The following is a 13,685-nucleotide window of genomic DNA, read 5'->3' as shown; positions in this document are numbered from 1 at the left end:
AAATTTCACACAGGCAATCAAGGCGTAAAAAATCCCGCTCAGGCGAACCCGAGCGGGATTTTTTATTCAGGTGCGATGTTCGAATCAGGCCACGGGAATCATCGGATCCGCCGAAGCCAATGCAGTGGCACGGTCAGCCGCTGGCGGGTAGATCCACTGGGTGTTGATCTGCGTCTTCAGTGCCTTGGCTTCATGCTTGACCAACTTGACCTGACGATCCCAGCCCTCGGTGTAGACCGCGCCCCAGGCGCCCAGATCGAGGCAGGTCACGTACTTCGGCTGGCTGTACGGCGTCGGGTCGACACCGAGAATCTGCGCGGCGACGTTGTTGCCGGCATGGCGGCCCAGGGAAATCGCGTGCTGGCAGGTCATCAAGGCGTAGTTGCCGATCTCGTCACTGGCCGCACAGGCAACGTCGCCAGTGGCGAAGATGTCGTCCTGGCCCATGACTTTCAGGTGGGCGTCGACATGCAGACGGCCCAGGTGATCGCGTTCGGCCGGAATCTGCTCGGTCAGGGAGCTGGCGCGAACGCCGGTGGTCCAGACCACGGTTTTGGCATCGATACGAGCACCGTCGGACAGGGTCACGCCGTTGGCATCGACCGACACGACCGAGGCTTTCAAGTGCCATTTCACGCCGGTCGCCACGCTGGCCTCGACGATCGACTCTGCGATTTGCTCACCCATCGAGCCGCCAACCTTATCGCCGCGGTCAACGATGATCACATTGATGTCGGCACGGTCGCCGAAGATGGTCCGCAGGCGGGTCGGCATTTCAGTCGCCGTTTCGATCCCGGTGAAACCGCCACCGGCCACCACCACCGTGTTGCGTGCCTTGCTTTCGGGCTGGTTGGCCAGCGCCTTGAGGTGGTTTTCCAGACGCACGGCCTGTTCGATCTGATCGACATCGAACGCATGTTCGGCCACACCCGGAGTGTTCGGCGAAGCCAGGCGGCTGCCGGTAGCCAGAACGAGTTTGTCGTAGCTGCAGACGTGTCGGGTCCCTGCGGCATCGACATAACCGACCTGCTTTTGTTCGACGTCGATGGTCTGCGCCGCGCCCTTGATGAACCTGACCCCCACAGCATCAAACAGATCGCCGATCGGCGCGGCCAATTGGTGGGCGTTCGGCTCGTAGAAGCGCGGGCGTACACGCAGCTCGGCCTGAGGCGCCAGCACGGTCACTTCAACGTCGTCGTGGCCGTGAATATCGAACAGACGCGTGGCGCTCAATGCGGTCCACATGCCACCGAAACCTGCGCCGATCACCAGAATGTGCTGTTTCATCTTTAACTCCAGGGGATAACCAAGTGTTTTCAATCGTTATGGGGCACGCTCATCGGGAGCGAGCATGAGGTCGGTGTGCTTCGAGAATCGCTCACCTGTGCCGCTCGAATAACTACGACTGTATTGATCCATGTTTAATCCTGCAACCCGTTTTTTTTGATGACCGGCATCGAGGGCGCCGATGCCTCGACAGAAAAGGCTCAAGAAAGCGCATAACGCCGACCTTTCAAGCTGGAAAAGAAAATTCAGGACGCGACGATTCATTGCCTGGCTTACTTCAGGCTGCTAGAATTGGCGACTAATCAAGTCGGAGATATGCATGTCTCTTTACAGCGCGGGTGTCGAGTACGGCATCCACTGCCTGCTTTTTCTCGTCGGCAATGGCGGCGACTCGCGCGAGGCGAGCGTGCGTGACCTTGCCGAACTGCAAGGCGTTCCCCTGGACTATCTGGCGAAAATCTTCACCAAACTGGCCAAAGGCAAACTGGTGGTCGCCACCGAAGGCATGCGCGGCGGCTTCAAGCTGGCCCGGCCCGCTGACGAAATCACCCTGCTGGATATCGTCAACGCCATCGACGGTCGCAAGGCGATTTTCGATTGTCGGGAGATCCGTGGCCGTTGCGCGGTGTTTGACGGTGCCCCACCCGAATGGGCACTGGACGGTCCGTGTGCGGTCCATGGCGCGATGATGGTTGCGCAGAAACGAATGGAAGAGGCCCTCGCCCAACAGACCATTCTGGACATCGCCAGGAAACTCGGGCGCAAAGCCCCACCGGAATTCGGTGTAAAGGTGGAAAACTGGATGAACGAGCGTCGGGAACGGAAAAGTGCCGCTCAGGCCAGTGAGCAACTCATTCCGGCGACCAATCTTTCAGACTGATCCACACACAAAAAAACCGGATGCACGCCAGGCATCCGGTTTTTTTCACTCTCCCGCGCTTACAAACAGTCGCGCACGATTTTGCGCAGGTCGCCGGATTTGGCCCAGGGTGGCCCCTGGTACAGCGAAATCTGGCTGCCATCCTTGTACTTCACGATATCCAGCACTTCATCGGCCGTAATCACGCTGGGTGCGGTGATCCGATATCCGTTGGATATCGAAACCTGGGTCGTATTCGGTACTTCCTGTTGCCAGGCAGGCAACACACACGCTGCATACTCTTTTGGCGCTTTCGCGCTGTGCTTGCTGACATTCGGCTCGCCCGGAACCAGCGACGCCGGCAATGAACACCCGGCCAGCAATGCCAGCACGACTCCCCCCATCAACATCCGCATGCTGCTTCCTTAGATTCGAAAAAAGAAAATGTAGCTCGCTGTCGCCCGTACATCCATCCCAACGATTCGGCGACTGTCATTGATATCGGCTCCACCCGTTAGTTCCTTGAATTCAGATAAGCCATCCATCTTCCTTGAGTAGAACAGCGTACTTTCACGTTCGCGTTTATTTTCCCGACCGAAGGAAACCTCGCTGATTCAGACGAACACAACGTCCGGTCGGTTAAACAGGTCTAAAATTCCGTAGTGCAGAATTCAGGAGGTCATCATGTGGCTTAACGAATCGGAACAGGAACTTCGGCGTGATCTGCAAGGGCTTGCATCAGATTTGCGCTGGTCGGCAGTGGAGCTTCTGCGCATAGAGCAGCAATTGCGCCTGCTCGGGAACGAGATCGACGCACAAGCCGTTCAAAGACTGTGTTCTTTATTTCAGGGTGATGAAGAAAAACTGTCCGGCTACGCCGAGGAAGTGAAAGCCAAGGTCATTAGCCGCAACAAGGCTCAATAGCGGGAGCGCTGCCATGAACAGGCCTCTATTCACGCTGGTCGTTGCACTGACCGCGTTGGCAGGCTGCAGCACCAACTCGATCTACCAGGACCAGCCGCTGGTTGCGAAAGTCGACACCGGCATGAGCCAGGAGCAAGTCCGGCAAATCGGCGGCCAGCCCCTGGCGGTCAGCGATCGCACCGTCGAACCCGGTACGTGCTTTGACTACAGACTGACTCAGGCCGGTCATCAGCAGTCCTACAACGTCAGCTTCGACGGCCGCGGCATGGTCGACCACAAGAGCTTCATGACCTGCGCGGAGTGGAGCCACATGCAGCAAAAAGCCCGGGAACCTGCCCGAAGCAGCGGAGGCGGAGGCTACTGACCCTGCCCCATACAGCAAAAGCCCCGGCGGACCGGGGCTTCAAGCCTGCTTTCATTTAGCCTGGTGGCTGCGCGCAGGCCGGGTGGTTCGCGCCTTGTAGCCGGGCAGTGACGCGGCAAACGCCAGTGCCTCTTCTCGACTGTCGAACGAGCCAAGCCGGTCACCCTGGGTGCATACCCGCCAGGGGCCGTTGTTCACGCTGAGTACGTCGTAACCGTTCATGTGCATTTTGTTCAACATCGGAACGCTCATAGTCACCTCCTCCTGGGCAGTGTTCTCAGGTTGGCTTGCTTACCTTACACCCACCCTTCTGTGAAATACCGACCAGACGTCGCCAGGAAAATTCCCCATTCCGGTTGCATTTGGACACTAGCCCTCGGCCAACGCCGTCGCTGCCCTGTCGATCAAAGCCGCCACTTCGGCGGGCATCGACGCCAATGACGCATGGCTGGCATTCAAGGTCAGAATCTCCCGGGGGTTCAGCCGGTCGGCCATCCATTGCTGGTTTTGCGGCGCGATCATCCGGTCTACGGTGGAAATCTGATACCACGATGGTTTGTTCTTCCAGGCCACGGTGCTGATGGTGTCACCGAAGGTACTCGCCAGCGGCGCTTTCTGGGTGAGCCCCATGACCAACCCTTCGGTCGCCGGCAGGTCCTGGCAGAAACTTTCGTGATAGAGCTCAGGCTTGACCCACAGGTATCCGTCGCTGTCGGGAGCCAGGTTGGCCGCCGCCGCAGGCAGATGCCGTTGCGTGATGCCACCGGGGCTTTCACCGGCATCCGGCGCGAAGGCGGCGATGTACACCAGGCCCACCACATTCGGCTGGTCGCCGGCTTCGGTAATCACCGCACCACCATAGGAATGCCCCACCAGCAGTACCGGCCCCGGCACCTGGGCGACCATCTTGCGCGTACGCTCGGCATCCTCGGCCAGGGACGTCAGCGGCAATTCGACGGCACGAATGTGCGTGTCACCCCGGCTGAGCAATTTGACGATGACCTTGTTCCAGTGGGCAGCACCGCCCCAAAAACCATGGACCAGCACGATCGTGGGTTTGACACTCATCATCATGTCTCCGATTGCGGATGGGGTTGTTTGTCGCTCGCGTCAGCCCTGATCGCCGCCGCCCACGGGCATGACCATGCCGGTGATATAGGACGCTTCGTCGCTGGCCAGAAACAGAATAGCCCCCGCCTGCTCATCCAGCGTGCCGTAGCGTTTCATCAAACTGCTGTCGAGGGTCTGGTCGACGATCTGCTGGTACCAGTGTTTTTCCTGCTCACTCTGCTCGGCACCGTTGCGCGGTATGCGTCGCGGCGGCGCTTCGGTGCCGCCAGGTGCAGTGGCGTTGACCCGCACGCCACGACCGGCGGTTTCAAACGCCAGACAAGCGGTCAAGGCATTCACCCCACCCTTTGCCGCACCGTAGGGCACACGGTTGAGACTGCGGGTGGCGATGGAGGAGACGTTGACGATCGCCCCGCTGCCCTGCTCCAGCATGAACGGCAGCGCCGCATGGCAACACCACAAGGTTGGAAACAGTGAACGGCGAACCTCGGCCTCGATCTGCGACGCTGCATAGTGCTCGAACGGCTTGGCCCAGATCGTGCCGCCGACGTTATTGATCAACACGTCAAGACGACCGAATCGCTCGACGGCGGTTTGCATCACCTGGCAGCATTCCTCGTATTGCTCAAGGTCGGCGGTCAGGGCCAGAACCTGGCTGGCCGGCGCCAGGTGTTGCTGCACTTCGAACACCAGTTCGGAACGATCCACCAGGATCAGCTTCGCCCCTTCCGCGGCCATACGCTCGGCCACCCGCCGCCCGATGCCTTGGGCAGCGCCGGTGATCAGTGCGACTTTTTCGTGAAATCTGTTCATGGCAACCTCAAAAAAATCCGACCAATTAAAGTAATGCAGGTCAAACGCGGTCCTGTGGGAGCGGGCTTGCTCGCGAAGAGGCCGTAACATTCAACAACAGTGTCCCCTGTCAGATCGCTTTCGCGAGCAAGCCCGCTCCCACATTGGGCAGTTGCCTGGCAGGGAATTTGTGCACGACTCAAGTCGCGCTGGCGGCGAATTTCTCAAAGTAAAAATTCGCCGGCTTGATGCCTTGCTCGCCAATGTACCGGCTGACAGCCTCGACCATCGGCGGCGGGCCGCACAGGTAAACGTCGACGTCGCCATCGTTCAAATGCTTGGGTTCGATGTGCTGGGTCACGTAGCCCTTGAGCGGATGCTGGCTCTCGGGGCTGGCGACGCAGGCACTGAAGGTGAAGTTGGGGATGCGCGCCGCGAAGGCTTCCAGGCGATCGAGCTCCACCAGATCGAAATCGTGGGTCACGCCATAGATCAGATGCAGCGGGTGATCGCTGCCCTGCTCGGCGATCTTCTCCAGCATCGCGGTGAACGGCGCCAGCCCGGTGCCACCGGCCAACAGCAGCAACGGACGGCGAATATCACGCAGGTAAAAACTGCCCAACGGTCCGGCCAGGCGCATGCTGTCGCCGGCCTTGGCCATGCCGGTGAGGAAACGGCTCATCAAGCCACCCGGCACGTTGCGGATCAGGAAGCTGACCTCGCCATCGCGCTGCAACGAACTGAACGAATACGCACGGGTCTGCTCGCTGCCGGGAATCCCCAGGTTCATGTATTGCCCCGGCAGGAACGCCAGTTTGCTCAAGGACTCACCCTTGATCGACAGCGCGATGGTGCTGTCGGACAACTGGCGCACGGCGCTGATGGTCGCGTCGTAGCTGGCCTGGCGGGTACGGCAGACTTCCGAGGATGTCGGCACCCGCACCACGCAGTCACTCCGGGCGCGCATCTGGCAGGTCAGGACAAAACCCTGCTCGGCCTCTTCAGGGCTGAGGGCGTCTTCGATGTACTCCTCACCCAAGTCGTATTGGCCAGCCTCGGCAAAACACTTGCAGGTACCACAGGCGCCGTCGCGGCAGTCCAGCGGGATGTTGATGCCCTGGCGGTACGCGGCGTCGGCCACGGTTTCGCCGGCATTGGCGTCGATGAAACGGGTGACGCCGTCTTCAAAGTTGAACGCGATGGAATGGGTCATGACGGCCGCCTCACAAGTGGTAAACATCGATGACCTGACGAACGTAGTCGTTCTTCAGGATCACTTTCTTGGCCAAGATCTGCGGGTTTTCACCGCGCAGGTCGAGGGTGTAGAAACTGCTGCCGAAATAGCTGTCGACGGTCTTGTAGCGAAAACTCAGGGTGTGCCAGTTGAAACGCACCTTGCACAAGCCGTCGGCCTGTTCGAGCAGCTCGATGTTGCTGATGTTGTGAGACGTGCGGGTGTCCGGCACGCTGGCGCTGGAGCGCTCGGTCTTGATGCGGAAGATGCGGTCTTCCAGGCCGGTGCGGTTGCCGTACCAGATCAGCGAGATTTCCCGCTGCGGGTCCTCGGTCAACTCGTCGTTATCGTCCCAGGACGGCATCCAGAACGTTGCGTCCGGGGCGTAAAGCTCCAGCCACTCATCCCACTGCCGATCATCGAGGTAACGCGCTTCGCGGTAGAGAAAGTCGCGCACGGTGTCAAAGGAAATGCTCATTGCACGTCCTCCACGGCGATCAACTTCGACTGCTCGGCCGCCAGGGCCTTGAGCATGGTCTGCTGCCAGTACTTGTGTTGCAGCACGAACAGGCCCTCGTCTTCGGTGCGTACGCCGCTGAGCAGCGGGTGCAGGTCGATTTCTTTCGCCGCCTCGTCGGCGCCTTCAATCCAGTGTTCGGCGCCACGGGACATGTCGTTCCAGGTGGTGACACTGCCCTGGTAGCTGGTCTGGCAGGAACGGAATTCCTCCAGATCGTCCGGCGTGGCCATGCCGCTGACGTTGAAGAAGTCTTCGTACTGACGGATCCGGCTGGAACGGGCGTGATCGCTTTCACCCTTGGGGGCGATGCAGTAGATGGTGATTTCCGTGCGGTTGACCGAGATCGGCCGGGCGATGCGGATCTGCGAGCTGAACTGGTCCATCAGGTACACGTTGGGGTACAGGCACAGGTTGCGCGAGTTCTCGATCATCCAGTCGGCGCGGGCCTTGCCGAAATCCTGGGCGAGTTCGTCACGACGCTCGTACAGCGGGCGATCCTCAGGGTTGGCCCAGCGGGTCCAGAGCAGCATGTGGCCCTTGTCGAAGGAGTAGAAACCGCCGCCCTGCTTGGCCCAGCTGCCGGCACTCATGGTCGGGTTGCTGTCGCCGGCTTCGCGCTGCTTGCGCTGGTTCTGGGTGGCGGCGTAGTTCCAGTGTACGGAGCTGACGTGGTAGCCGTCGGCGCCGTTCTCGGCGGTGAGCTTCCAGTTGCCTTCGTAGATGTAGCTCGAAGATCCGCGCAGCACCTCCAGGCCGTCGGGAGATTGGTCGACGATCATGTCAATGATCTTCGCCGACTCGCCCAGGTGTTCCACCAGCGGCAGCACATCGGCGTTGAGGCTGCCGAACAGGAAGCCGCGATAAGACTCGAAACGCGCCACGCGGGTCAGGTCGTGGGAGCCTTCGCAGTTGAAGCTCGCCGGGTAGCCCGCCTGGGCCGGATCCTTGACCTTGAGCAGCTTGCCGGAGTTGTTGAAGGTCCAGCCGTGGAACGGACAGGTGTAGGAGCTCTTGTTGCCGGACTTGTGCCGACACAGGGTCGCGCCGCGATGGCTACAGGCATTGATGAACGCGTTCAGTACACCGTCCTTGTTGCGCGCGATGAAGATCGACTGGCGTCCCATGGTGGTGGTGTAGAAATCGTTGATGTTGGGGATCTGGCTTTCGTGGGCCAGATAGAGCCAGTTGCCTTCGAAGATGTGCTGCATCTCCAGATCGAACAACCGGGGGTCGGTGAACATCTCGCGCTTGCAGCGATAGAGGCCCTGCTCGGGATCGTCTTCAAGCAGGGAATGCAAATATTCGGGTCGCAGGGTCATGGCCGCCGCCTCCATTGTTATTGTTCAGGCAGGGCCATGCTAGGACGGGGGATCAGGCTGGAATATCCGCGGGGTGCAGACCTTTATCCGTTTTGTGCAGGGGTCAGCGTTGTGTCAGGCGACATCAATGCTGAATGTAAAGGCCACTTCGCGGGCAAGCCCGCTCCCACAGTGATTTCGGTTGAACGCAAAACTTGTGTCCAACCACTAAACCTGTGGGAGCGGGCTTGCCCGCGAAGGCGTCGGGTCAGGCGACATGAATGTTGGAAGTGTCGGCCTCAATGCCGGCGCTTGAGGGTATCCGACGGCAACTCGCCGAACTGCTTGCGGTAGCTGTCGGAGAATCGTCCCAGGTGCAGGAAGCCGTAGTCCATGGCCACCTCCGTGACGTTGCGCACGTTGCAGGTCGGGTCGCTCAGGCAGGCATTGATGCGCTCCAGACGCTTCTGGCGCAGGTAGTTTTTCGGCGTCAGGCCGGCATTGCGTTCGAACAGGCCATACAACGAGCGCAAACTCATGTGCGCCTGTCGCGCCAGTTCCTCGCTGTCGATGTCCCGCTTGAGATTGCTCGCGATATAGTCGGCAATGGCTTCGAAGGTGGCGGTCTGGGAACCGGGCTCGAGGCGGCTGACGTTGGTTTTCATCAGGCTCAGCATCTTGCTGGTGATGATCTGTGCGTAATGCTCCTGCACCCTGGCAATCTGTTCGGTGGCCTCCGCTTCCTGGCAAATCATCGCCAGCAGGTTGATGAAACCTTCCAGCTCGCCCAATTGATAGCGGTTCTCCAGGAACCGTACGCCCTGCCCCGGATACTGCCAGCGCTGCTCATCGCAAACCGACTCGAACAACCGGGTGGGGATCTTCAGGATGAATTTTTCGCAATCGTCGGAGTACGTCAGGTCCACCGGATCGTCGGGGTTGATCAGCAGCAGTTCGCCGGGAGCGAAGTAATGTTCCTGGCCATGCCCGCGCCACAGGCAATTGCCGCGCAACAACACTTGCAGGTGATAGATGTTCTCCAGTGCGCCCGAGGTCACCCGTACACTCGCGCCGTAGCTGATCCGGCACAGGTCGAGGCTGGCGAACTTTCGATGGTCGAGACTGGCCAGTGGCTGTCCCGTACGGGGCATGAGGATGCAATGGTTGCCGACGTGCTGATTGACGTAGCCCGACACCGCGTACGGGTCGGCCTGGTCGAACACCCGGCTGCGCTGGCTCAACAATTGCGCTTGCATCATCGGCTCACTCTGATTTTTGTTATGAGTTGCGTCGGGGCATTCTAGAACAGTGTATCCGTGGCTTGAGATATTTCCGGACCGTTGACCGAAAGCCCTTGTGGGAGCGGGCTTGCTCGCGAAAGCGGTGCCAGGTTCAACCTCAACGTTGACTGACACTCCGCCTTCGCGAGCAAGCCCGCTCCCACAGAGTGGTGATCCCACAGGGATTTGCTATCAGTTCTCGAGTGCACGAACCCGCTCGTGGCGCTGTTGCTCTTCAGGCTGGGCAGACGACTGCAAGGTGAAGTCGAATTCGATTTCGGCAAAGCGACCGCTCACACCATGGGCTGCCGCGCGCTGCTGATCGTCGCTGAAGGTGATTTTGGCAATCAACTCGTCGCGTGTGGCGTAGGCAAAGTCATCGTGCAGGTACTGATCGCCATCGAGGTTGATCTGGGTCGTCAGGTGGCGATGATCCGCTGCGGAAATGAAGAAGTGCACGTGCGCCGGGCGCTGGCCGTGACGGCCCAGTTGATCGAGCAGTTGCTGGGTCGGACCGTCCGGCGGGCAGCCATAACCCGACGGCACGATGCTGCGGAAACGGTAGCGGCCTTCGGCGTCGGTGACGATACGGCGACGCAGATTGAATTCCGATTGCGTGGTATCGAAGTAAGAGTAGGTACCACCGGTGTTGGCGTGCCAGACGTCAACGACAGCGCCGGCCAGGGGTTCACCCGCAGTGTTGAACACGCGGCCTTGCATGAACAGGGGCACGCCCGGATCGACGCCATCGTCGAGGCGCGCTTCGCCGACCGACAGTGGCGCGCCCGCCACATACAGCGGGCCTTCAATGGTACGCGGTGTGCCGCCGGACTTGCCGGCCTGTTCGTCTTCGGCGTCCATCAGCAGGTCGAGGTAATGCTCCAGACCGAGCCCGGCCACCATCAGCCCGGCCTCCTGGCGCGCACCCAGCACGTTGAGGTAGTTGACGGCTTTCCAGAACTCTTCCGGGGTCACCGCCAGGTCTTCGATGATGTTCACCGAGTCACGCAGGATGCGGTACACCAGCGCCTTGGTCCGCGGGTTGCCGGCGTCATTGAGCAGGCCGCTGGCCTCTTCGAGAAATTTCTGGACTTCGGCAGTGTGGGAAATCTTGACGTTCATTTTGCAGGTTCCTCATCTTGTAATTATTAGCGTAGCGCTGAGCAGGCTGGGCTCAGCGATCATCGTCACGGATGGAAGAAGGGTGCCGGCACATCGCGTCGATTTCGATGGCCATGTACGGAAACAGTGGCAATTGCATCAGCAGGTCATGCAGTTCCTGAACGCTGTCGACATCGAACACGCTGTAGTTGGCGTAGTGCCCGGCGATGCGCCACAGGTGGCGCCACTTGCCCTGCTCTTGCAGGCGCTGTGCCAGGGCCTTTTCGTCAGCCTTGAGTCTGGCGGCCGCTTCAGGATTCATGTCGACCGGCAGGTTCACGGTCATTTTTACGTGGAACAGCATAATGCTCTCCTCAGGCTTGATGAATGGTCTTGTCGCGGCGGAAGAACGCCAGGCGCTCTTCATCCAGGCTCAGGCCCAGGCCCGGCGTTTTCGGCACGTGCAGTTCAAAATCGCGATACACCAGCGGTTCGCTGAGAATGTCTTCGGTCAGCAGCAACGGGCCGAACAGCTCGGTGTCCCACGCCAGTTTGTTCAGGGTGACAAAGGCATGGGCCGAAGCCATGGTGCCCAAGCCGCCTTCAAGCATGGTGCCGCCGTACAGGGCGATGCCGGCCGCTTCAGCGATGGAGGCGGTGCGCAGCACGGCGCGTGGGCCACCGTTCTTGGCGATTTTCAGGGCGAACACCGAGGCCGCACCTTCGCGGGCCAGGTTGAACGCATCTTCCACGCTTTCGATGGATTCGTCGGCCATGATCGGCGCCGGGCTCATGGCGTTCAGGCGGGCCATGCCAGCGCGGTTGTTGCGTGAGATCGGCTGTTCGATCAGGTCGATTCCGTTGGTACCGAGGATTCGGCAGGCGCGTATCGCGACGGCTTCGTCCCACGCCTGGTTGACGTCTACCCGCACGCTGGCGCGATCACCCAGGGCTTTCTTGATGGCAATCACATGGGCCAGATCGCGATTGACCTCACCGGCACCGATCTTCAGTTTGAAGATGCGATGGCGGCGCAGGTCGAGCATTTTTTCCGCTTCGGCGATGTCTTTTTCGGTGTCACCGCTGGCCAGGGTCCAGGCCACGGGCAGCGAGTCGCGAACACGGCCACCGAGCAATTCGCTGACCGGCAGGCCGAGGCGTTTGCCCTGGGCGTCGAGCAGCGCGGTTTCGATACCGGATTTGGCAAAGGTGTTGCCACGGATGCTGCGTTCCAGACGCAACATGGCGGCGTTGACGTTGCCGCTGTCCTGGCCGATCAACAGCGGCGCGAAGTGCGTATCGATGTTGGTCTTGATGCTGTCCGGGCTTTCATTGCCGTAGGCCAGGCCACCGATGGTGGTGGACTCGCCGATACCTTCGATACCGTCGGCGCAACGCACGCGAATGATCACCAGGGTCTGGTTCTGCATGGTGTGCATCGCCAGCTTGTGCGGGCGGATGGTCGGCAGATCGACGATGATCGTCTCGATCGACTCAATGGCGGTTGCTAGCATTTCGATACCCGTCAGGTTCTTGAAGTTCTGAGTCGGATTCTCATACGGCTTTTTCCGGGCGGCCAATATAGAATTGGTCTTGTTTAATACCTTAAAGGTATTCAATTGAAAATCCGGAGGTCCCATGGAACTGCGTCACCTGCGTTACTTTCAGGTGCTGGCTCAAACCCTCAACTTCACCCGCGCCGCCGAGCGCCTGCACATTGCCCAACCGCCGTTGAGCCGGCAGATCCAGCAACTGGAGGACGAACTGGGGGTGATGCTGCTGGAGCGCGGCCGACCGCTGAAGCTGACTGACGCCGGGCGATTTTTCCATGAGCACTCCACCGCCCTGCTCGAACAACTGAACAAGGTCTGCGACAACACGCGGCGTATCGGCTCGGGTGAGAAAACCTGGCTGGGCATCGGCTTTGCGCCATCGACACTGTATGGCGTGCTGCCGGAACTGATCCGACGGTTACGCAGTGGCGAGCCGCTGGAGCTGGAATTGGGCCTGTCGGAAATGACCACCCTGCAACAGGTGCAGGCATTGAAGGCCGGGCGCATCGACATTGGTTTCGGCCGAATCCGTATTGACGACCCGGCCATCGTCCAGACCGTGCTCACCGAAGACCGCCTGGTCGCCGCCCTGCCCGCCGGGCACCCGTTGCTCGCAGGTCCCATCAGCCTGCGGGAACTGGCAAAGGAACCCTTTGTGCTGTACCCCGGCAATCCACGGCCGAGTTACGCCGACCATGTGATTGCCCTGTTTGAGTCCTACGGCGTGAGCATCCACGTCGCGCAATGGACCAACGAGCTGCAAACGGCGATCGGTCTGGTGGGGGCAGGAATCGGGGTTACGCTGGTGCCGGCCTCGGTGCAGTTGCTGCACCGCGACGACATCGGCTTCACCCCGCTGCTGGAAGACAACGCCACCTCGCCGATCATTCTCAGCCGACGGGTGGGCGATGTGTCGCCGGGGTTGAACCATTGTTTACGGATGATTGATGAACTGCTGCCGCCAGCGACTTGAGGCAATGAATACCTGTGGCGAGGGAGCTTGCTCCCTCGCCACAGAGCCAGTGTTGCCATCGGATCAGCGAGGTATCAGCCCGCAAAGATCCGGCGCCCTGCCTTCAGCTTGGTACGCAACTCGCCGACTAAATCGGAGACGGCGCGCACGCTGGTCAGTTCGGCTGTCGAAACACCGCTGACCAACAGCTCCACCCGCCTGGTGACAGGGTCGTAGACTTCGATGCGCAGCAATCCGAGACTCTCCGTGCACTCGCACGATAACGGCGCAAACCCGGACTCTACGATGTTGCAAAGAACTGAAATCGGAAGCATGGCCGGTCCCTCGGGCAACAGTCATTTCGATTCGTTTCAGGATAGATACACTTTGCCGATCCTGCTCCGGAAATCATTCGCAATGAGAGTTGTCCAGCACTCAAGCCTGCACGTA

At 60.1% G+C, this 13,685-nt stretch carries 17 protein-coding genes; 4 read left to right on the top strand and 13 right to left on the bottom strand.

Annotation, left to right across the window (positions count from 1 at the left end; all coding sequences use genetic code 11):
• Window positions 1–84: 84 nt before the first annotated feature.
• On the bottom strand, window positions 85–1,287 hold the full coding sequence (locus tag RS887_RS29445) for an NAD(P)/FAD-dependent oxidoreductase (RefSeq protein WP_322618158.1): 1,203 nt from the start codon (window positions 1,285–1,287) through the stop codon (window positions 85–87).
• A 319-nt stretch (window positions 1,288–1,606) separates the two neighbouring features.
• Between RS887_RS29445 and RS887_RS29440 the strand changes: the two genes are divergently transcribed.
• Window positions 1,607–2,167 (top strand): Rrf2 family transcriptional regulator, encoded by a 561-nt coding sequence (locus RS887_RS29440; RefSeq protein ID WP_322618157.1) that lies wholly within the window; start codon window positions 1,607–1,609, stop codon window positions 2,165–2,167.
• Window positions 2,168–2,226: 59 nt separating this feature from the next.
• Here the strand turns inward: RS887_RS29440 and RS887_RS29435 are convergent, their stop codons facing one another.
• Entirely contained in the window at window positions 2,227–2,562 is a 336-nt protein-coding gene (locus RS887_RS29435; RefSeq protein ID WP_322618156.1) for a hypothetical protein, read from the bottom strand.
• A 268-nt stretch (window positions 2,563–2,830) separates the two neighbouring features.
• Between RS887_RS29435 and RS887_RS29430 the strand changes: the two genes are divergently transcribed.
• Window positions 2,831–3,070, top strand: coding sequence for a hypothetical protein (locus RS887_RS29430; protein ID WP_111285171.1), 240 nt, complete (start codon window positions 2,831–2,833; stop codon window positions 3,068–3,070).
• Between the two features lie 13 nt (window positions 3,071–3,083).
• Window positions 3,084–3,434, top strand: coding sequence for an osmotically-inducible lipoprotein OsmE (gene osmE, locus RS887_RS29425; protein ID WP_322618155.1), 351 nt, complete (start codon window positions 3,084–3,086; stop codon window positions 3,432–3,434).
• Window positions 3,435–3,485: 51 nt separating this feature from the next.
• Here the strand turns inward: osmE and RS887_RS29420 are convergent, their stop codons facing one another.
• From RS887_RS29420 to RS887_RS29375, 10 genes are all read right to left on the bottom strand, one after another.
• On the bottom strand, window positions 3,486–3,686 hold the full coding sequence (locus tag RS887_RS29420; RefSeq protein ID WP_322618154.1) for a DUF2188 domain-containing protein: 201 nt from the start codon (window positions 3,684–3,686) through the stop codon (window positions 3,486–3,488).
• Between the two features lie 117 nt (window positions 3,687–3,803).
• On the bottom strand, window positions 3,804–4,502 hold the full coding sequence (locus RS887_RS29415) for an alpha/beta hydrolase (RefSeq protein ID WP_322618153.1): 699 nt from the start codon (window positions 4,500–4,502) through the stop codon (window positions 3,804–3,806).
• 42 nt (window positions 4,503–4,544) lie between these two features.
• On the bottom strand, window positions 4,545–5,318 hold the full coding sequence (locus RS887_RS29410; protein ID WP_322618152.1) for a 1,6-dihydroxycyclohexa-2,4-diene-1-carboxylate dehydrogenase: 774 nt from the start codon (window positions 5,316–5,318) through the stop codon (window positions 4,545–4,547).
• A 178-nt stretch (window positions 5,319–5,496) separates the two neighbouring features.
• Complete coding sequence (gene benC / locus RS887_RS29405) at window positions 5,497–6,510, bottom strand: benzoate 1,2-dioxygenase electron transfer component BenC (protein ID WP_322618151.1); 1,014 nt, start codon at window positions 6,508–6,510, stop codon at window positions 5,497–5,499.
• Window positions 6,511–6,520: 10 nt separating this feature from the next.
• Window positions 6,521–7,009: a benzoate 1,2-dioxygenase small subunit gene (gene benB, locus RS887_RS29400; RefSeq protein WP_322618150.1), complete on the bottom strand. Its 489-nt coding sequence runs from the start codon at window positions 7,007–7,009 to the stop codon at window positions 6,521–6,523.
• A complete protein-coding gene (gene benA / locus RS887_RS29395) occupies window positions 7,006–8,370 on the bottom strand; it encodes a benzoate 1,2-dioxygenase large subunit (RefSeq protein ID WP_322618149.1) in 1,365 nt (454 codons plus the stop codon). The genes benB and benA overlap by 4 nt, the downstream gene beginning before the upstream one ends.
• 278 nt (window positions 8,371–8,648) lie before the next feature.
• Entirely contained in the window at window positions 8,649–9,608 is a 960-nt protein-coding gene (locus RS887_RS29390; protein ID WP_322618148.1) for an AraC family transcriptional regulator, read from the bottom strand.
• Between the two features lie 213 nt (window positions 9,609–9,821).
• Window positions 9,822–10,751, bottom strand: coding sequence for a catechol 1,2-dioxygenase (gene catA, locus RS887_RS29385; protein ID WP_322618147.1), 930 nt, complete (start codon window positions 10,749–10,751; stop codon window positions 9,822–9,824).
• Window positions 10,752–10,803: 52 nt separating this feature from the next.
• Window positions 10,804–11,094 (bottom strand): muconolactone Delta-isomerase, encoded by a 291-nt coding sequence (gene catC / locus RS887_RS29380; protein WP_007978984.1) that lies wholly within the window; start codon window positions 11,092–11,094, stop codon window positions 10,804–10,806.
• A 10-nt stretch (window positions 11,095–11,104) separates the two neighbouring features.
• Window positions 11,105–12,244, bottom strand: a complete 1,140-nt coding sequence (locus RS887_RS29375) for a muconate cycloisomerase family protein (RefSeq protein WP_322618146.1) — start codon at window positions 12,242–12,244, stop codon at window positions 11,105–11,107.
• A 124-nt stretch (window positions 12,245–12,368) separates the two neighbouring features.
• Here RS887_RS29375 and RS887_RS29370 point away from each other — a divergent pair, with 124 nt between their 5' ends.
• Window positions 12,369–13,256: a LysR family transcriptional regulator gene (locus RS887_RS29370; protein ID WP_322618145.1), complete on the top strand. Its 888-nt coding sequence runs from the start codon at window positions 12,369–12,371 to the stop codon at window positions 13,254–13,256.
• 74 nt (window positions 13,257–13,330) lie between these two features.
• Here the strand turns inward: RS887_RS29370 and RS887_RS29365 are convergent, their stop codons facing one another.
• Window positions 13,331–13,570 (bottom strand): DUF1652 domain-containing protein, encoded by a 240-nt coding sequence (locus tag RS887_RS29365; RefSeq protein WP_322618144.1) that lies wholly within the window; start codon window positions 13,568–13,570, stop codon window positions 13,331–13,333.
• Between the last annotated feature and the right edge of the window lie 115 nt (window positions 13,571–13,685).

This window comes from Pseudomonas sp. BIC9C, from assembly GCF_034541995.1.
In the GTDB taxonomy this organism is placed as follows: Bacteria; Pseudomonadota; Gammaproteobacteria; order Pseudomonadales; family Pseudomonadaceae; genus Aquipseudomonas; species Aquipseudomonas fluorescens_CC.
Note: the sequence above shows the minus strand (reverse complement) of the source record. Positions and strands in the feature narration are given on the sequence as shown.